General features: G+C 36.0%; 20 protein-coding genes. 10 read left to right on the top strand and 10 right to left on the bottom strand.

The window, feature by feature from the left end; genetic code table 11:
* Positions 1-46 precede the first annotated feature (46 nt).
* Positions 47-1,561, bottom strand: a complete 1,515-nt coding sequence (locus H6F62_RS10460; RefSeq protein WP_137908424.1) for a phenylacetate--CoA ligase family protein — start codon at positions 1,559-1,561, stop codon at positions 47-49.
* A gap of 487 nt (positions 1,562-2,048) precedes the next feature.
* Between H6F62_RS10460 and H6F62_RS10455 the strand changes: the two genes are divergently transcribed.
* The 4 genes from H6F62_RS10455 to H6F62_RS10440 all read left to right on the top strand — a co-directional run bounded on the left by H6F62_RS10455 (position 2,049) and on the right by H6F62_RS10440 (position 6,893).
* Positions 2,049-3,752 carry a serine/threonine-protein kinase gene (locus H6F62_RS10455; RefSeq protein ID WP_137908425.1) on the top strand — a complete coding sequence of 568 codons (1,704 nt, stop codon included), beginning with the start codon at positions 2,049-2,051 and terminating at the stop codon, positions 3,750-3,752.
* Between the two features lie 157 nt (positions 3,753-3,909).
* The gene (locus tag H6F62_RS10450; RefSeq protein WP_190371987.1) at positions 3,910-5,967 is read left to right on the top strand and encodes a serine/threonine-protein kinase; all 2,058 of its coding nucleotides are present in this window, start codon (positions 3,910-3,912) and stop codon (positions 5,965-5,967) included.
* A gap of 273 nt (positions 5,968-6,240) precedes the next feature.
* Positions 6,241-6,462, top strand: a complete 222-nt coding sequence (locus H6F62_RS10445) for a hypothetical protein (RefSeq protein WP_137908429.1) — start codon at positions 6,241-6,243, stop codon at positions 6,460-6,462.
* Positions 6,459-6,893, top strand: coding sequence for a type II toxin-antitoxin system VapC family toxin (locus H6F62_RS10440; protein WP_190371986.1), 435 nt, complete (start codon positions 6,459-6,461; stop codon positions 6,891-6,893). Before H6F62_RS10445 ends, H6F62_RS10440 begins: the two co-directional genes overlap by 4 nt.
* Before the next feature lie 211 nt (positions 6,894-7,104).
* Here the strand turns inward: H6F62_RS10440 and H6F62_RS20950 are convergent, their stop codons facing one another.
* Positions 7,105-9,219, bottom strand: coding sequence for a protein kinase (locus tag H6F62_RS20950; RefSeq protein ID WP_242025969.1), 2,115 nt, complete (start codon positions 9,217-9,219; stop codon positions 7,105-7,107).
* Between the two features lie 301 nt (positions 9,220-9,520).
* Here H6F62_RS20950 and H6F62_RS10430 point away from each other — a divergent pair, with 301 nt between their 5' ends.
* The 3 genes from H6F62_RS10430 to H6F62_RS20515 all read left to right on the top strand — a co-directional run bounded on the left by H6F62_RS10430 (position 9,521) and on the right by H6F62_RS20515 (position 10,258).
* Positions 9,521-9,835, top strand: coding sequence for a hypothetical protein (locus H6F62_RS10430; RefSeq protein ID WP_190371985.1), 315 nt, complete (start codon positions 9,521-9,523; stop codon positions 9,833-9,835).
* Complete coding sequence (locus H6F62_RS20520; RefSeq protein ID WP_199290851.1) at positions 9,832-9,984, top strand: hypothetical protein; 153 nt, start codon at positions 9,832-9,834, stop codon at positions 9,982-9,984. Before H6F62_RS10430 ends, H6F62_RS20520 begins: the two co-directional genes overlap by 4 nt.
* 76 nt (positions 9,985-10,060) lie before the next feature.
* Positions 10,061-10,258, top strand: a complete 198-nt coding sequence (locus tag H6F62_RS20515) for a type II toxin-antitoxin system VapC family toxin (protein ID WP_199306411.1) — start codon at positions 10,061-10,063, stop codon at positions 10,256-10,258.
* Between the two features lie 43 nt (positions 10,259-10,301).
* Here the strand turns inward: H6F62_RS20515 and H6F62_RS10420 are convergent, their stop codons facing one another.
* The 6 genes from H6F62_RS10420 to H6F62_RS10395 all read right to left on the bottom strand — a co-directional run bounded on the left by H6F62_RS10420 (position 10,302) and on the right by H6F62_RS10395 (position 16,418).
* The gene (locus H6F62_RS10420) at positions 10,302-10,517 is read right to left on the bottom strand and encodes a hypothetical protein (RefSeq protein ID WP_190371984.1); all 216 of its coding nucleotides are present in this window, start codon (positions 10,515-10,517) and stop codon (positions 10,302-10,304) included.
* 42 nt (positions 10,518-10,559) lie between these two features.
* Positions 10,560-11,144 carry a Uma2 family endonuclease gene (locus H6F62_RS10415; RefSeq protein WP_137908827.1) on the bottom strand — a complete coding sequence of 195 codons (585 nt, stop codon included), beginning with the start codon at positions 11,142-11,144 and terminating at the stop codon, positions 10,560-10,562.
* A gap of 165 nt (positions 11,145-11,309) precedes the next feature.
* Positions 11,310-13,196: a serine/threonine-protein kinase gene (locus H6F62_RS10410; RefSeq protein WP_190371983.1), complete on the bottom strand. Its 1,887-nt coding sequence runs from the start codon at positions 13,194-13,196 to the stop codon at positions 11,310-11,312.
* A gap of 179 nt (positions 13,197-13,375) precedes the next feature.
* Positions 13,376-13,960, bottom strand: a complete 585-nt coding sequence (locus H6F62_RS10405) for a DUF4276 family protein (protein WP_190371982.1) — start codon at positions 13,958-13,960, stop codon at positions 13,376-13,378.
* A gap of 11 nt (positions 13,961-13,971) precedes the next feature.
* The gene (locus tag H6F62_RS10400) at positions 13,972-15,144 is read right to left on the bottom strand and encodes an AAA family ATPase (RefSeq protein WP_199306410.1); all 1,173 of its coding nucleotides are present in this window, start codon (positions 15,142-15,144) and stop codon (positions 13,972-13,974) included.
* A gap of 71 nt (positions 15,145-15,215) precedes the next feature.
* On the bottom strand, positions 15,216-16,418 hold the full coding sequence (locus H6F62_RS10395) for a phosphoglycerate kinase (protein WP_190371981.1): 1,203 nt from the start codon (positions 16,416-16,418) through the stop codon (positions 15,216-15,218).
* A gap of 88 nt (positions 16,419-16,506) precedes the next feature.
* On the opposite strand from H6F62_RS10395, the gene H6F62_RS10390 reads away from it, so the two are divergent.
* Positions 16,507-16,914 (top strand): universal stress protein, encoded by a 408-nt coding sequence (locus H6F62_RS10390; protein ID WP_137908831.1) that lies wholly within the window; start codon positions 16,507-16,509, stop codon positions 16,912-16,914.
* Between the two features lie 61 nt (positions 16,915-16,975).
* Here the strand turns inward: H6F62_RS10390 and H6F62_RS10385 are convergent, their stop codons facing one another.
* Both H6F62_RS10385 and H6F62_RS10380 read right to left on the bottom strand, forming a co-directional pair.
* Positions 16,976-17,431, bottom strand: coding sequence for a PIN domain-containing protein (locus H6F62_RS10385; RefSeq protein ID WP_190371980.1), 456 nt, complete (start codon positions 17,429-17,431; stop codon positions 16,976-16,978).
* Positions 17,428-17,688: a hypothetical protein gene (locus H6F62_RS10380; protein ID WP_190371979.1), complete on the bottom strand. Its 261-nt coding sequence runs from the start codon at positions 17,686-17,688 to the stop codon at positions 17,428-17,430. Before H6F62_RS10380 ends, H6F62_RS10385 begins: the two co-directional genes overlap by 4 nt.
* 334 nt (positions 17,689-18,022) lie before the next feature.
* On the opposite strand from H6F62_RS10380, the gene H6F62_RS10375 reads away from it, so the two are divergent.
* Together H6F62_RS10375 and H6F62_RS10370 are read left to right on the top strand one after the other, a co-directional pair.
* A complete protein-coding gene (locus H6F62_RS10375) occupies positions 18,023-18,706 on the top strand; it encodes a hypothetical protein (protein WP_190371978.1) in 684 nt (227 codons plus the stop codon).
* Between the two features lie 3 nt (positions 18,707-18,709).
* Positions 18,710-19,687 carry an SUMF1/EgtB/PvdO family nonheme iron enzyme gene (locus tag H6F62_RS10370; protein ID WP_190371977.1) on the top strand — a complete coding sequence of 326 codons (978 nt, stop codon included), beginning with the start codon at positions 18,710-18,712 and terminating at the stop codon, positions 19,685-19,687.
* Positions 19,688-19,705: the final 18 nt, after the last annotated feature.

Here is a 19,705-nt window from a genome sequence, read left to right as displayed (position 1 = left end):
CGCGCAGATACGCAAATAAACAAAGTTTGAGATATTCAATTCTTACCTATTTACTCGTGTTGTTTCGAGTATATCTGTGTTTGACTCCTATGGGAAAATATTCAAGATCACCAATGGGTTTTAATTCTACTAAGGGGGTTTGATATTGGGGGGGAACATAATTAGCAAATTCACTATTCAGACGTAATAATTGGGTCAGAATAGAGTTAGTAATAGATGATTTTTTCTGTTCTTGATCTTCTATTCCTGGTGCTAGTTCGACGACTACAGATAAAAAGCGGTTTTTGTCTAAATCTTCTTTTACTTGTAATACAAATTTACCCGTTACCCATTCTCTAATAATTGGTTGTTCTAAACCTACTGTAATATTTTCTGGATAGATATTTGCGCCAAAATAGGAAACTGTAAAGTTAGAACGTCCGAAAACATAGACAAAAGGTAACTGATTAATTCCGCGATGATTTTCTAATTCTATGAGAGGATTAAAACCCCAAGTTGCTAAAAATTCTAGCATTTCTGGATAGGAAATTAAACCACCATGATCAAGAATACTATATCTAATTAAAGGAACTCCATTATCCCCAGAAAATAGGAGATTTCCCTCTTCAACTTCAAAAAACCGACTGCTAGGATCATATTGGACTAAAGTAGGTAAACGGGACTCTCCAAATAATGCTTTGGCTGCTGCGGGAGTACGCGCTAAAAACCGTCGAATACATATACTTAAAGGGGTTTCATTTCCTAAAACTCCCGCGTCTGCTGTTCCATATAAAGAAGCAAAATCATCACAGGGATTTTCAGAACCCATTCTTTCAGCGACTAAATTTCGCCATTCCTCACTAAATACTTCTCCGGCCATTACCAATTTAATATTATATTGTTTCCATTGCATTCCCTGAGCAAGACCCGTATCAATGACATCTTTTAAAAATGGTGGATATCCTAATAATACAACTTGCTGAAAGTTAGTTCCTAATTCCTGGACAATTCGCAAAATTTCCGGTTTATTATTACCTGGAGTAATGACGGTCAGGGGATAACCTTTAGCAGCTAAATAACGACAACAATTAGTAGTAAACATTCCTCCTACCCAAGTTCCCAAGGAAAAACAAATTACTGCTAAAGTAGTTTGAGAATCTGCGTAAAAACTATTATGAAAAATTTGCTCAAAGCGGGTGGCTATGTGTAATTCATCTGTTAAAAAACGCGGCCAAAATGTTGATTTTCCTGTAGAACCGGAGGAAGCAGCTATAAAATCACAGTTTTCTATTTTTCCATGATAACACAATTGAGATACAGGATATTTTGCTAGATAATTCTCCTTATTAATTTTCGGGATTTTCTGAAAATCTGCTAAAGTTTGAATAGTATCTGGTTTAATTCCGGCTTTTGCCAAAAATTCTTGATATGCAGGTACATTGGCTGCGACTTTCTGAAATAATTTGATCACAGTTATTTCTAGATCATCATCAGGACACCGTTGAAGTTTTTCCTTTAAAGGAAGAGATATAAAGTTGGTGAGTTCTTGAATTATATTTTGGGTTTCCGTTGGGGATTTCATAATTTATCTCAGGTAAAAACTATGCTGTTGACTAGATTTATTTAATTTATGTTTATCATGTCGAAAATAGACTGGTAATCATACCATTTTCCCGTAAAACTGCATCAAATTTTTTCAAAGTTTTCTTTTCCGTCTTTGTGTCCTCTGTGTCCTCTGTGTCCTCTGTGGTTCGTTGATCTTAAATTTCCAATATATTTTATTTATATTTTTAAATAAAGACCAAAGAACGCGGGTAATTTTCGGGTAATTTTAATTAGTATTAAGTTTTTAAGATTTAAAAGGCTAGACTTAATCATTATAATGACAATAGAACAAAAATCTTGAGATGTCAACCCTAAAAATAGATATTTACTCAAAATTACAGAATATTGCTAATTATTAATATTTATAATGGAATTTTTATTTTCATACTCCGTGAGCAAATATTGCGTAAATCCTTCTGGTGATGTTGTATAACTTGATTAGACTTAATTTATCTCGTAGTATTATGCAAGTATATTGCAGTCAAAAACACGCAAATAATAGTAATCACCGTTTTTGTACTTTTTGCGGTGAATCACTACCCTTGACTGTGGGGCAAGTTATTGATAATCGTTATGAAATTGGACGTATATTAGGACAAGGTGGCTTTGGACGCAGTTATTTGGCTATTGATAGGCAAAAATCTCGGAAAATCTGCGTTTTAAAGGAATTTGCGCCCCAAGTTGTCAAACCCCAGGATTTACAAAAGGCCAAGGACTTGTTTGTACGGGAAGCGAGTGTTCTGAAAAAAATCCAACACTCCCAAATTCCGTTTTTTCACTCCGCTTTTCAGGTAAAAATTGGAATTAAGGATCTTTTCTTTTTGGTGCAAGATTATATTGAGGGTGATAATTACGACCAATTATTGGCACAGCGTCAAAGTCGGGGAAAGTGTTTTAGTGAGGAGGAGGTGATTAATTTACTGCACAATATTCTTCCGGTGCTGGCTTATATTCATGGTTTAGATATTGTTCACCGCGATATTTCCCCGGATAATTTGATTTTACGCCAAAGTGATAATTTACCCGTGTTGATTGATTTTGGGGGTGTGAAACAGTTACCAGCTTATCAAGGGTTTTTGCGGACGCAATTGGCGGGAAATGGAACTTTATTAGGTAAAAAAGGCTATGCACCGGAAGAACAGTTACTTCAAGGAAAGGTATATAAAAGTAGCGATTTTTATTCTTTAGCGGTGACAGCTTTAGTGCTAATTACTGGGAAACAACCAAATTTACTTTATGATGGTTTTAATGGGGTTTGGCTTTGGGGTAAGGAAATTAAGGTGAGTCCCAAGTTAGAGACTGTGTTAAGAAAGATGTTAGCCCATAAGCCCAGCGATCGCTATCAAAAGGCTGAACAAGTTATTAAAGATTTACCTTTGGCATCTATGGCATCTAGGGGGCAAACTATGATAAATTCTCACAATCATTCCCATCCTGATATGACTAAGCTGAAAACTCAAATAGTCGCACCAGGTATCAAAAAAGTCCGTACTATCGGTGGTAGCTTCCACAATAAGACGACATTATTTGTACAGAAAATACCTATGCCAGCATGGTTACGTCCTTTTACTGTTAGCTTGATGATGACAACGGGGGTGTTATTAACAGGTGTGGGTATGTTCGCTTTGAGTAATTTTGCGGTGAAGGAGATATCATCAATTACATTTCCTGAATTTGCAGTTCCCAAGATACCTGCTATTAATAATTCTGGGGGTGGAAAAAATAGTAAACGCAGTATTCAAGAGGTTTTGAGTCGTCTCAAAGAATTAGAAATTTCTGGGGTATTTTTCGCCAATACAGTTAATGAGATTTTCTATATGCAAAATCCGAATCTGAGGGGACGGAAATTAACGGAAAAACCAGAAGATGCTGCTTTACGGGAACAATGGAGCAACATTGCTAATCAGTTATTAAATAATTTGGAAAAGGCAAATTTAAGTCAAACAGCTAGACGGAAAATAGGTAATTATAGTCAACAAGATTCCCAACGGTGGGAACAACTGGCTAAAGCTGGTAAATTGGGTAAATATAAATCTTTCCGAGATTTACGTACGGACACATATCGAACCTTTGAACCCTTGTTTCCTGGTCAAAAACGCGGTCAACTGAATCAAAAAACTTTTTTACAGATTTGGTATGCGATCGCATCTGATAAAATAGCTAGTTAAATTGGGGTTAAAAACCGCTTTACACAGGTAAAAACCACCTAAATCGGTTTGAAATTCCTAATTTTTCCTGAGTCCGCCGCTGCGGACATTGTTTGTATAGCCGCGACTTCTAATTGCTAAGTCTCTAAGTTGACAATTGATAAATGACAAATGACAGATGACTAATCTTTATTGTTCTCAAGGACATCAAAATCCCCCTGGTAGTAGCTTTTGTCGTCAATGTGGAGAGAAAATTGCCAATATACCAACATCTGTAAATCACCATATTCAACCAGGTCAAATTTTAGGCGATCGCTATGTTATAATTCGGCAAATTGGCCAAGGAGGATTTGGCCGGACTTATTTAGCCGCAGATATTAACCGTTTTCAAGAAAATTGTGTTTTAAAAGAATTTTCTCCCCAAATACAAACTCCTGACCTGCTCCAAAAAGCAGCGGAACTTTTTCAAAGGGAAGCAAGTGTTCTTTATAAATTACAACATTCCCAAATTCCTAGATTTCGGGAATTATTACCAATTAATTTACAAGGTAAAGAAAGTCTTTTTTTAATTCAAGATTATGTAGATGGTGAAACTTATAATTCTTTATTAAAACATCGTCAACAACGCGGTTTAAAATTTACAGAAACAGAAATTCGTCAACTATTACAGCAAATTTTACCAGTTCTGGAATATATTCACTCTCTTGGTGTTATTCATCGTGATATTTCTCCTGATAATTTAATGTTGAGAAATAGTGATCAATTACCTGTTTTAATTGATTTTGGTGGCGTGAAACAAGTAGCCGCAAATGTCGCTTCTCAATATTATCAAACAGGGGCAAAAACACCTTCTCCCAGTGAAACTTTGTTGGGAAAAATGGGATTTGCCCCGCCAGAACAAATGCAAACGGGTATGGTTTCTGCCCAAAGTGACTTATATGCTTTAGCTGCCACTATGTTAGTATTATTGACAGGTAAAGAACCACAAGAATTAATTGATACTTATAATCTGAGTTGGCAGTGGCGAAGGGAAGTTAGCTTAAGTGTTACATTGGGGCAAATTATTGATAAAATGTTATCACCAATTGCCAGTAATCGCTATCAAACAGCTAGTCAAGTTCTGCAAGCCCTTAATCCTCAACCTATTAACTATCCCCAAACTCAACCCCCCACCGCCGCAACTATCGCTTTTTCTCCCCCGAAAACCCCAGTTTCCCCACCTAAAATTACTCCCACTGCTCCTCAACCGAGTATTTGGACGGCAACAAATGTTTTTATAATTACCTTTGCTGTAATTACCAGCGGTGGCTTACTTACGTGGGGATTCAAAAACCGCAGTCATAATTTAAACGGGAGTCACTCAATAATTACATCTAACCCCAATTCTAGGGAATCAGTAAAACCAGAAGTTAATTTTTCACCAGCGGAAAAACAACGTAAACAAAAATTAAGCGATCGCCGTGAAGAATTAGACATAAATTATAACTTCTATGTTAAAATTACAAACGATCTATTTTGGGCAAAATACCCCAGTTTAAAAGGGCGTATTCTCAGCGATAGTCCAGAAGATGAGAAGTTACGCGCAAAATGGGATCAAACCGCCGCTGAAGTTCTAGAACAACTGTCAGAACTCAGTTCTGAATCCCGTAGTCAACTAGGAACTTATACATTATCAGTCCTCACTAACTGGAAAGCCGAAGTTAATAAAATTAACGTTGCTAGTCGTTCTTTGTATGATTTGGGGGATGTTGCTTTTTTCAGTAAATTTCCTGAACAAAGAAGTAAAGATTTTATCAAACAACCCATTGGACAAGTTTGGTATGGATTTGTCAACGATCAACTTAACGCCATTCTTGACAGAAGCGCATTTCAAAGATTAGTCTTTCCTGAAGGTGCTACCGGTAAAACAGTGAGTGGGAGTCTCAAACCAGGAAGAGGTAAAGTTTTCATTGCTGGACTAGCCAAAAATCAAAATTTAGAAGTTAAACTAAAAGCAAATTCAAAAGTTTTAATATCAATTTATTCTCCTACTGGGAAAACTGCATTTTTAGAAGATTCTCAAGAAAGAAGTATATCTAATACATTACCAGAAACAGGATTTTATGAATTTGTGGTTGTTTCCACAGCCTCAGAAACCGTAGATTATCAACTAACTATCATAGCAGAAAATCCCCCAGAACCAGAGCCAACACCCATAGAAACACCAACAGAAACCCCAAACCCTGAGAATAATTGAAAAGTTTATAGCATTTCCGATCTTAGTTAGGTATAGGAATCAGGAAGTCAACCTAAGTTCGCTCTTATATCGAAGAAACCCTACTATTACCCATTGAAGAAATAGAAAAACGCCCATTCAAATATCAAGAATAAACTGTCTCATTTTTGTAATCAAATCATCTTAGTAAATATGTATGCTATAATAAAGCTAAGTTGATTGAGTAAACTACTGGTATAGTATATAAATTGTAGTTAAGAAAACCCTTGTGTTACCACTGGAGATTGACCAAAAATGCTAAACCAATCTATTGCCAAAATGACTTTACAGGATTTAGAATCCTTAATTAATAGAATTGTTGATGAAAGAATTAATCAGGTTAATCTTGGTAAACGCAACAACATAGAAAAAACTGAAATTGTTCAAAAAATACATACCCTGCAAGAAAACTTAAAGCAAAAATATGGAGAATTTTCTGATTTGACAGAATTATTACGAGAAGATAGAGAGAGATGATCACAGATAAAATTGTCATTGATAGCAGTGTAGCCATTAAATGGTTTATTGCTCAAGATTATTCATTAGAAGCAAATAAAATTCTTGATGCTTATCAAGCACAACAAATTACCTTGATTGCACCAGACTTAATTTATGCAGAAATTGGTAATATTGTTTGGAAAATACAGCGATTTCAAGGTTTAACAAATCACGAAGCTGAGATGATAATTGATTTATTTCAACAAATACAATTAAAAATATTCCCTGCCGATGAATTATTAAAAGATGCCTATCAGTTTGCCGTGAATTATCAAAGAACCGTCTATGATAGCCTTTACGTAGTTTTAAGCATCAGAGAAAACTGTAAATTTATTACTGCTGATGCAAAATCGTACAATGCTATTTATCCAAAAATACAAAATATTCAACTGATAAAAGATTGGATTTAAGTATGAGCGATCGCACAAAGTTCTCCAATTCCTGGAGGATGGAAATATTTACTTGTATCAAGAGACATGAGACTATTTTTACATTCTACAATTATGCTTGAATTAGAAAGTTGAATGAGAAAATCAGCACGTTTATCTCAACTTGGAGTGCGTCAGCGCTATAAATCCCAACCACACCGATAAATTACTCATACTGACGAACCCTACTAACTTACTGTTTTTCAATAATAACTTGACTAACTTTTGACCATCCTGACCATACTGAATCAGGAATTGTTAGTATATATCTATAGCGATATGTAGTTATATTTCCTTCTCGCTTTGGATTATTCCCTCCATCTTCAAAAAGAACCTGAGAACCAATAGGGACTCCATCTACATCCTTAAATACAGCACTAAACTCTACTCCTAGTTTAAAATTGAAGCAAACTCTGCTGCCATCAAAAATTTGAGAACCTCCAAAACAGTTAATTTTCTCATCAACAATCCACTCTACCTGTTTATTAGAATCATCATATCTAGCTCCTGATTTCAAAATATATTGTATTTCTCGATCGCTGTAAGTTTTTCTAGAATTAAAAACACTATAATCCCATTTTGGATCTGATAAACTTGGAGTCCGTTCAGAAGTAGGAGTTGGTGTTGGAGTGGGATCAGGTGTAGGAGTTGATGTAGGTGTTGGTTCAGGTGATGGTGTTGGCTTGTTCAAATCTCCAATTATAATAACTACTTCTTCCTTTTTTGACTCATAACTGTTTTTCAGATTAGTAACTGAAATAAAAACATCAGAAGGGATATCATTTAAAATCGCCAGTGCCTTATCCCATTTCTCCTTAACCGCTTCATAGTCTTCAGGTTCATTAGCCTTTCTCATCTGTTCTTCTGCATCTTGAGCTTGTTGTTTGGCTTGGTTAATGGAGTCAATCGCTTGATTTTCTTTATCTAAACGACGTTGTATCTTGGTTAATTGACTTTGATAGTCTGAAAGTTCCTTTTGGGCAGTATTGTATATCTTAGCAGATGTTGGTATAGTTTTTATTTGAGCGATCGCATCTTGTACCTGTTCTTGAGATGCTCGTAATTCTTCCACATTCTTGGCACTTTCAAACAAATTTTGAGCAGTAACAGCTATATCTTTTGCTTGTTTGTATTTAGAACTAAATTCCTCATCACTAGCACAGTTATCCAGTGGTTTACAAATAATAGGAATATGCTCCGATTGAGTTCCTAAAAAAACTGTTCCCAGTACGAAAATTCCTATTGAACTCCACATGATTATCCCAAGTGAGTTATTTGGCTGAGAAATACGCCGCTTTGGAATAATTGAATTTTGCTTTGATTTAATTTGAGTAGATGATGTTTGTGATGGTGACTTTTGTTGCTGAGATGTTACCTGAGAAGATTTGCTTGAAGACTGATAAGCTGTTTTAGTTGTTAATTGTGAAGTTTTTAAATCTTTTAAAACGTCTTCAGCAGATTGATAACGGTCTTGATAATATTTTTGTAATAATTTATCTAAAACTGTGTCCAAGTCTCGGTTAACAGGTTTTTGTAAGTGAACACGCCAAGTTTTCACCCATTCATAGCCATATTCTTGGTAAAGTTCCCCAGGATGAACTCCTGTTAGTAAATGAAAACAAGTCGCACCCAAACTATATAAATCACTGGCAGGATATACTTTCCCATCCCGCATTTGTTCTAAAGGTGCATAACCAAAAGTACCAATTAATGTTCCTGTTGTAACTGTTCCCTGGAGTTGTTTTGATGCCCCAAAATCAATTAATATTAATTTGCCATCACTACGACGACGCATAATATTTTCTGGTTTAATATCTCGATGAATTACGTCATACTCGTGAACTACCTCCAAGGTTGTTAATAAATCTTGTAATAAGGCGCGGATTTTTGATTCTGAGAATATTCCCTGTTTTTCTAATTCTTCTAATAAATTTGCACCGTCAATGAATTGTTGTACTAAATACAAACGGTTATCTTGTTCAAAATAAGCTAACAGAGTGGGAATTTGGGAATGTTCACCGAGTTCTTGTAGTTGCTGTGCTTCTTGTAAAAATAATTCCTTGGCTTTTTGGAAGGCGTTTGTACCAGTAATCTGCGGTGCAAATTGTTTAATTACGCACTGGGTGTTAAGTTTGTCAATGTCTTGTGCTAAATAGGTTTTGCCAAATCCCCCACTACCTAATGATTTAATCGGACGATAGCGGTCTTTCAAGGTGACTATGGCAACGTTGCAGTTAGGACAGAATTGGGTATGTTCGGGAACTGAGGGGTTATGACACCCTGGGTTAAGACAACATATCTGATTCATGGTTGTGGGGTGGTAGATACATTTATGATTAAATATCTACTAATATATACGAAATAGACTTAAATTGATAATTGACTGATTTTTTCCCCAGTAAGTAAGTATGCTAGAATTAAACCAGTTTCGTTATAGCGGTTATCCTTTGGACGCAATACAATCCAGATCGCAGACCCTGCGCCCCTACAGGCTTTGCGATTGGATGACTCTATCTCACTCAAGTGCATACCACTATCACAGACAATTTTGATATTATATAAATTGTAGTTAAAACAAACCTGATATTACCACTGGAGATTGAGCAAAAATGCTAAATAATCAGTCTATTACCGAACTGACTTTACAGGATTTAGAATCCTTGATTAATAGAATTGTTGACGAAAAAATTAATCAAATCTATCTTGATCAAGATCACAAAATAGAACAAACTGAGATTGTTCAAAACATACATATCTTGCCAGAAGATATTGAAAATTCTAATCCCTTTGTTCAATTTGATGGTATTTTTAAAGATGACCCACTTTTTGATCAATTTGTAGAAGATATGGCTGCAAATCGCCGTGAATTAGATGCAGAAATAGCTGCTTATGAATCTTCTTTAGAGGAGAATCAAACAGCGTGAGTAGATATATTCTTGATACTAATATTGTGACTCTTTCTCAACACGGAAATTCTCATATTGCTCAACGTGCCAAAATTGTGGGAATTGCCAATATATTTATTACAACTGTGACACTTGAAGAACAATTAAAAGGTAGATTAAGCTGTTAGTAGATGTGCCACTAAACCAGAATTATTACCAATTGCTCACCAAAATTTACTAATAACTCAACGTTATTTCTGTAACATGAATTTATTAGAATTTAATCAAGAATGTTGCGAATGTTTTAAAAAACTGCGTCAGCAGAAAATAAACATAGGTACACAAGATTTAAGAATTGCTGCTATAGCTTTAGTTAAAAATGCAATTTTAGTAACTCAAAATTACCAAGATTTTATCAAAGTTCCTGATTTAAAAATGGAAGATTGGACTGTAAATATATAATATAGTTAAACTAGGGGAAATTTGAATAAAACAATTTGACCAACTATTGCCATTTTTCTATAATGTCCGCTTCTGTGTATTCGGGAAGATGATCATTTTCTAAACCTCTCATGGCCTGTTCAAGAGAAAATTGATTCCATTCTTGATTTTCTGTATTATTCCTAGATGAGAATAGGGTATTATAAGGTGTTAGTCTTTCTTCTTGCAATACTTCTCTAACCATCTCCTTAATCAAGGCTTTTAGTTCTTGGGTTTCCATAATTTTACTTTTTATATCGTAAGTAATTATCTGAACTTGATATTATTCTTTATCGTTAAAATTAACATCTTGATAAAGATCAATTAAACTAATTTCCAAATCAAGATGTTGTAACTTAACAAGATCATTTTCAGATTTATATTCTCTAAAAATCCATTCTCCTTCATTAGTTTTGCTATAGTGCATGACTTGATATTGATTTTGTTCCACTAGAACATATTCTTTAAATTGGGGAATAGAACGATAAAAAGTAAATTTCTCACCCTGGTCATAATTTTTTGTAGACTTAGATAAAACCTCAACAATTAATAAAGGATTAGTCACTGTAGTATTATTTTTACTTGTATAACTAGCCTGACCATCAGTTACAATTACATCAGGATAAGTATATTCTTTAAATTGTGGAATCCATAAACGCATATCTGCCATAAAAACTTCATATTTTTTGCGTCTCAGGGCATATAATAAAATAGCAGCAATGGCTAGTGTAATTTTATTATGATTACCACTTCCTCCAGTCATGGGTATAATTTCTCCATTGCGATATTCGCTTTTATAAAGTGCTTTTTCCTCTAATTCTAAATATTCTTCAGGTGTATAAGTATGGTTATGAGTTTTTAGCTGCATATTATTATCCCTAATATTGGAAACCAAGAACCTGCAATAATTCATTATTTCTCTGTTATAGCATTGCCTAGTCTAATAAAGTACAAAATTATCTGGGTTTGTCTGCGTTTATCTGTGTTTAATTATTAATGCTTGTACCTGACTTGAATGGGAATTGCTATAGCTTTAGATGTTACAGTTTACCAGTCTTAACAAAAGAAAAGTGACACGACCTATAGACCTACTTCCTCCACCTACACCCTTTCCATCCCAATCATCCCAAAATCTAGCAGGTAAGTGTCCTTGTGGTGCAAATATATTAAATATTACATCCTTATACCACAATCTCCGTTCTCCTTGCCTCCATCCTACTCTATCGCCAAAGGCAGCCCAGATTTCATCATTATATTTTCTCGTTCCTCCCAAACCTTCATAAATCTGGTTCTGAACAGAAAAACCAAAGCGCCCATTACTGTACTTTATCCACAAATCATCAATGGTACGGAGATCATCACAGGGAAAATTATCAATACTTGTTTCATCTAACCAACCTTCTTTTTCTCGTTGTGTTACCGCTAACATTATCCTGAATGTTTCCTCATCCGCTTCTTTCCATTTACCAGCTTCTAAAAATTGCTTTAATTTTTGATACCAACTTGGTATAGTATTAATAACTTCTGAATTAGATTGAAGTTTGGATACCAGAAAAGAAAACCCTCGTCGTACATCACCTCGATATTTTCCATTTTTTTTCAGTGGATAAATTGCGGGCAAGTGTCCTTGTGGTGCAGATGTATGAAAAGTTAACTCTTCATAATACAACCACTCATTTCCTGTCCTCCATCCTACTCTATCGCCAAAGGCAGCCCAGATTTCATCATTATATTTTCTCGTTCCTCCCAAACCTTGATAAATCTGGTTCTGCACAGAAAAACCAAAGCGCCCATTACTGTACTTTATCCACAAATCATCAATGGTACGGAGATCATCACAAGGAAAATTATCAATACTTGTTTCATTTAACCAACCTTCTTTTTCTCGTTGTGTTACCGCTAACATTATCCTGAATGTTTCCTCATCTGCTTCTTTCCATTTACCAGCTTCTAAAAATTGCTTTAATTTTTGATATCCACTAGGTACAGGTAATTGCGGAACAGCTAGAGAAGAAACTAGGTTAATATTTTGATGTACAGAATTAAACTCATTAATAACTTCTGGAATAGATTGATAACGATGCTTGGGAATAGGATGAGCTAATTTGTCCAAAATCTTACCCAATTTATCACTAACCACATTCCCATTCAAGTAATCTCGCCATACCCATTCACCTTCTAAGGGACTATATAAATCAAAGGGACTAATTCCTGTTAATAAATGCAGACAAGTCACACCCAAACTATACAAATCACTGATAAATAATGGTTTACCCATAGACTGTTCAGGAGCGCAATATTCAGCCGATCCTATAATTGTTCCTGTGGCTGTCCGCTGCTGTGGCTTTACTACCTTAACTGCGCCAAAGTCTACTAAAAATAGTTTGTTGTCACTATAACGACGTATGATATTCTCTGGTTTAATATCTCGGTGTATAATACCCTGGCTATGAATTGCTTGCACAACTGGTAATAAGTCCTGTAATAAGTGCCAAATTTTAGACTCGTTAAATATTCCCTGGTGTTCTAGTTCTGTTGATAAATTCTCACCATCAATAAACTGTTGTACCAAATACAGGCGGTTATTGTCGCTGAAGTATGCTAATAAAGCCGGAATCTGTGGACATTCACCAAGTTGTTGTAATTGTTGCGCTTCTTGTAAAAATAATTCTGTGGCTTTTTGTAGTTCTGTTGTTCCTTGGGTTTGAGGTGCAAATTGTTTAATAACGCACTTTTCGTTTAATTTGTCAATATCTACCGCCAAATAGGTCTTAGCAAATCCCCCACCACCCAAAGGTTTAAAGGGTTGATAGCGGTTTTTTAATATAACTAAGGGGATTCCACAGATAGGACAAAATTTGGTATGTTGGGGAACTGATGGGTGATTACATTCCGGGTTGAGACAACATATCTGATTCATGTTTATGCAGTGGTAGATAGGTTTATGATGAATGTGATTAAGTATCTACCAATATACAAGAAATACACTTAATTGACAATTGACTGATTTTTGCCAGAGTAGGTTAATTAGGTAGAAAAGTAAGCATAATTATTGAGCATTAATAAAATTTGATTGATTGTATCATAATCAGATAAATTTTAACTAATCATTCTTCTTAATCCATCACGAAAAACCTGAAAACTTCTTGATTGGTTGTTTTCCACATCCATGTGGGGGGATACTTTTTGAGCAAAGTCCATTTTTTGTAACCCTGTCTCATAGCCATACTTTTTCAAAATTTTATCTAATTCTTCCCATGTCCCACCTTGAATAGCATCTGGATTACGAAATTTAGCTTGCTGGGATAAAGAAGCAGGAATTTTTTCATATTCAGCCCTGATTGCTGCTACATCACCGATAAACCAAGACTCCAGTTCTTCTACAACAATTCGATGAAGAACAATATTTCCTTTTTTTTGGGTTACAATACTACTAGCATCACAGAGTTTCTTCTTTAATTTTTGACAATCTGATCTATCTTCGTCTACTAAAATCACAATTCGCAAGTCATCAGTTACAAAATTAGCATAGGCTTTCATGCGCTCAGGCAATCTTTTTAAAAGTCTATCTTTACTTTGAAAGTTATGAATTTTAAAAGTATGAATATTGCCTATAATTTTAGGAACAATTAAATTTAAAGCAATTTCTGTGGAGGCTTCTTCTACTAAAAATTCTATGTGCATAATTGATATTACTAATAAGGTAATCCTCTCAGATATCCTTCAGACCAGAGATCACCTAAACCAGCTTCGGTTTCTATAAAATGTTTAGCATTCTCAATTTTATCAGCCCTGGTAACAGTTGCATAACCATTATCATCTCGTTGAAAAATCCAGAGTTGTTTAGCATCTGTGATAGTATTAACAAAAAATGGTGAGTGGGTAGAAACAAAAACTTGTGCGCGTACTGCATAAGCTTGTAACTCTTCACTCAAAGGATCAAGCAGCCGATGGTGAAGCCCATTTTCTGGTTCTTCAATACAAAGCAATTGGGGGGGATTAGGATCATTTAATAATATCAAATATGCCAATAATTTAAGTGTTCCATCTGAAGAAAAACGTGCTAGAAATGGTTTACTAAAAGGTGCATCTTTAAATAAAAGAGCGAGTCTACCATCAATTGTCGTTTCAGATTCTACTTTTTCTAATTTAGGAATACGTTTGGCTAATAACTCCAAAATTTTGGATAAAGTTTCTTGATGTTCATCAGCAAGGTATTGAACTACATTGGCAATATTGTCTCCTTCACGAGTAAGATGTTCCGTTGCACCAGCCGTTGCTAATTGACGAGCTTGATCTGGGATAAAATAGGAAAGAAACCATCCTTCAATAAAACGTCTTAAACTCGCAATACGTGGGTTATCTGACAATTGACCAATAGTTTTAATTGCTAAAGAACTTGGATCATCCATTTTATAGGAGATTCTATTGTCAGTTATTTCTGGATTTTCACCACTAATTACTACACCTTCACCATTTTCAAACTTCAAAAAATCAAATGGTTTGCCATGAATACCTCGTTTCCATTTGAGAGTTTCTCTGGAAACAATTGGTGAGCCATTTTGTAAAGCAATAGCAACTGTATAGGTAATTTTAGGAGATTTCTTATTTTCACGATATATAATTACAATTTCAATTTCCTGACCTCCACAATCACGGGAAATAACTTCTTGAAATCTTCCCCGCTTTTCTAAGGCTTTTTTCACATTAGTAGTGAGACAATCTGAAAGAAATCCTATGACATCAAAAAAGGTAGTTTTGCCACTACCATTAGGACCAAGGAAAACAGAAAAAGGTTTGATATCTTTTAGGGTAATATTTTGCAAAACCCTATAGTTTTTGACAGAAATTTCTTCAATTGTTGCCATCACATTATCACTTATCTAACTCAAATATCTACATTCCCGACTTATCTAAGAAGCCGGGAATCTGACGTTAATTATGCTTCATCTAAAGCTGCAATACCAGGTAAAATCTTACCTTCTAACAACTCCAAACTCGCACCACCACCAGTAGAAATATGGCTCATTTGATCAGCCAAACCTACTTTTTCTACAGCGGCCACGGAATCACCACCACCGATAATGGTAATTGCGCCGGTTTTGCCAATTTCTGCTAGAGTGTGAGCGATCGCTTCTGTACCCGCAGCAAATTTATCAAACTCAAACACACCCATTGGACCATTCCAAATTACAGTCTTACAATCAGCCAAAGCCGCTTGGAAAACCTTTACAGAATCAGGACCAATATCTAAACCCATCCAACCATCAGGGATTGCATCAATGCTGACGGTTTGAGAATTCGCATCAGGAGCAAATTTATCTGCTAGTACCACATCTGTAGGTAGTAACAAGGCCACACCCCGTTCTTTAGCTTTTGCTTCCAAAGATTTCGCTAATTCCAGTTTATCTTCTTCCACCAAGGACTTACCAACACTCAAACCACGGGCTTTGTAGAAGGTGAAAATCATCCCCCCACCAATGATCAACTTATCGCATTTTTCTAACAAAGTTTCAATCACACCGATTTTGCTAGAAACCTTAGAACCACCGATAATAGCCGCTAAAGGACGTTGAGGAGCTTCAATGGCACTTTGTAAGTATTGCAATTCCTTCTCAACCAAATAACCAGCTACAGAAGGGCTTAAAAACTTAGTTACACCCTCAGTAGAAGCGTGGGCGCGGTGTGCAGTTCCAAAAGCATCATTTACATAAAAATCAGCGTTTGCTGCTAATTTTTGAGCAAATTCGGGGTCGTTCTTTTCTTCTTCCTTGTAAAAGCGGACATTTTCTAACAGTAGCACTTGGCCATTGTCCAAAGCTGCAACTTTAGCAGCAACATCATCACCAATACAGTCATCAGTTTTGATAACTTCCTGTCCCAACAACTCAGAAAGACGTTGAGCGACGGGAGTTAAACGCAATTTTTCATCTACACCCTTGGGACGACCGAAATGGCTTGTTAAAATGACCTTAGCACCCTTTTGGGTCAAATCTTGGATAGTTGGTAGCGCCGCCCGAATCCGAGTATCATCAGTAATGTGGCCTTGATCATCCACAGGCACATTAAAATCAACCCGTACTAAAGCGCGTTTTCCAGATATATCAGCCGCAGATAAACTTGCTAAACTTTTTTTAGACACAGTACAACTCTCCTGATTACTTTTTTGTTATTGTCTTGAAAATATGACCATCAAAATTTTACCGGAGTGAGGGGCGCAGAGGTGAGATATGTTTAAAACAGTTTTATTTCCCATTGATCAAAGTCGAGAAGCCAGAGAGGCCGCTGATATAGTTGCCAATATTGTGCAAAAATATAATAGCCGCTTAATTCTGCTTTCAGTTGTTGAAGAGCCAAACTCGGAAGCATCTACTACTAGTCCCATGGTATCTTCAGAAATAGTTGCTCAACTTCTAGAAAATGCCCGCACCCTATTTTCTGAACAGGGAATTACAGCGGAATTACTAGAAAGACAAGGTAAACCAGCCTTTACTATCTGTGATGTTGCTGATGAAATTGAGGCCAGTTTAATTATTATGGGTTGTCGAGGACTAGGCTTAACGGAAGAAGGCTCGACTGATAGCGTTACTACGCGAGTAATCAATCTTTCTCCCTGTCCTGTTTTGATTGTTCCTTAATTAACTATCAGGTGCGTTAATGTGGATTTACACAATGTAGCGCACCATCTAAAGTTCTTGCTTACACAGCATTGTTAAAATCATTCAGCACCAACACACGCAATTCTGTAATTCGCTTGAAAGTGAGATCATTAGTCAGAAAAGCTTCCCATTCTGCGTTTAAAGCCACAGCAATTTGCAAAGCATCAGGTAATTGTAGATTATATCTAGCGCGTATTTGAGCAGCTTCTATTGCTATAGTTTCATTAATAAATCCCACAAATTCAATATTGTCATTTTCAGTCATTAACTCTATAAACTCTTGCTGTAATTCCGTTTGTTTTAAGCGATAGGGTTGAACTAAACATTCAGCTAAAGTAATAGGTGAAACAACACCAATTAAAGGTGTGTTTTGAAGCTGCTCAAATACTTCTAGGGACAGATGAAAGTATTTTGGATGTTGTTCTACGAAGTAAATAACTGGAGCAGTATCCAAAAATAAGCGTCTCACACCCTGTAAATTATTGGTAATACTCACTTCTGTTTTTCCAATTGCTGGTTCGCAAGTTCTAAATCTGGAAATTCACCACGTCTCATGCGTGTAACATATTCTTGAGCATCCATACCACCTAGTAAATTGGGTGCTATTCCGGCAAATTCCATCAAATTGCGGCTTGGTTTACGTTTAATTTCGCAATGTTGCAGTCTTTGGGTTAGGTGTGATATTAAACTTAATTGTTCATCTGGTGTAAGTGCGTCCGCTAGTGTCATTAACTCAATCAATCGTTTAGACATTTAATTTTATCCTCTGGACAATTTCTGGTAGAATCTACGCAAGTTACATATTGGCAGGGTGCATCACCTAAGTATAATCTGTATTTATCTATTTGATAAGTAGGTGAACGGAAAAAAACCAACATAAGTAACGAAAAGTTGCCCAAAACCTCTTCCCTGTTCCCTGTTAAGAGTTCCCTGTTCCCTTGTCATAACGACAATTTTTAACGCCAACCTACTTAGCATAGCGCAAAAGTTTGAAATGACGGGATACCAATTTAGCCGGGATTTATGATACACTAGCCTCAATAATTCCCTAAAACCTCAACAATCGTTAAATTAAGGTATTTAACTCATGCTTTGCCAGATTTTCCAACAAAGACTGACAGATTTACTAGATCATATTACCCAAGACCAAAAATTACTGAAAGAATTTGAGGAAGCGTTAACTGTTGAAGACAACCCTCGGACACTGAGAAGATATCAACAAGAAATCAAACGACAAAAGGAATCTATTAAGAATTATACACAAGAATATACAGAACTAAAACAACAGTTAACTTGTATATCTACACCGCAAATCCAGGTAGTAGGAAATCAACTGCAAATAATAGAAAACCAATTACAGCAACTAGACACAAAATTAAATATTGTTCTTATTAAGCAAGACTCACTTTTAAGTCGTTATCAAGCTTCTGAACAAGCAATTTTGAGGGTTATTATTGAACAGCTAAATCAGACTCAATTAGCTTTGACAGAAAATATGTTAAATGCAGTAGCAGCTAATCAAGTATCTGAGTCAGAAATGCTGGAAATGTTGGCAGTTCTAGAATCACGTATACCTTCTTTACCGGCCAATAGGCAAGCAGAAATTGCCGAAATTATCAAATCTCCTGAATTAGATACTAGACATAAAATTACATTCACTTTACCAATTGTTCCTTTTTTAATTAATTATGAAGGTGAATTAGAATTGGGAACTGGTTTTAATATCAAGTCTGCTTGGGAGTTCGTGATCAAAAAATTAGGGATAAAGTAAATTATGGATTGGCATCAGCACATTAAAGAACAATTAGAAAAAGAGCGTCAACTTCTTAAAGAGTATGAAGATCGGAAACGTAATGAAAATGATCCACGACTTCTTAATAGGTGGGAGACTAACATTCAGTCAATCAAACTAGAAATCAAAAAGCATCAAGAAGAATTAAATAAATTACCTATCACTTCTCCAAATTCATCTTCAAATCAATCTTTTAGCCAAGATTTGGGTCTTGGTGTAAAATTAGAGATGGTTTATATTCCTGGTGACACATTTTTAATGGGCGCACCAAAAACAGAAGAAAAGAGTTTAGATGATGAACGTCCCCAACACTATGTAGAGGTGAAGCCCTTCTACATGGGGAAATACACTATTACTCAAGAACAATGGGAAAAAGTCGTTTATTCCTGTCCTCCAGTTGCTAGAGAATTAAATCCTCGTCCTGCTTACTTCCAAGGTGATAAACTACCTGTAGAACAAGTATCTTGGCACGATGCGGTTGAGTTTTGTGCTAGACTATCTCAGAAGACAGGACAAAAATACCGTTTACCCAGTGAAGCTGAATGGGAATATGCCTGTCGTGCAGGTTCTGCAAAACCTTTTGCTTTTGGTGACACAATCACCACAGATATGGTAAACTATGATGGTAACTTCACCTATGGTAATGCCTCCAAGGGAGAATATCGAGGAAGAACAACTCCAGTAGGAACTTTTCAGCCCAACGCCTTTGGTTTATGTGATATGCACGGCAATGTCTGGGAATGGTGCGCTGATACTTGGCATGGTAACTATCATGGTGCGCCTAATGATGGAAGTGCATGGATAAGCAAAACTAATCAAAACGCTAGGCTGCTGCGCGGTGGTTCGTGGAACAGCAATCCTGGGCTTTGCCGTTCTGCTTCTCGCCTCTACAACATCCTCGGCTACTACTACGGCAGTATTGGTTTTCGGGTTGTATGTAGTGGTGCGGCGAGGACTTAGTAGCCCTTTATACTCTTG

Source organism: Anabaena sp. FACHB-1391, assembly GCF_014696755.1.
Classification (GTDB): Bacteria; Cyanobacteriota; Cyanobacteriia; order Cyanobacteriales; family Nostocaceae; genus Dolichospermum; species Dolichospermum planctonicum.
This window is presented reverse-complemented; position numbering and strand designations above follow the sequence as displayed.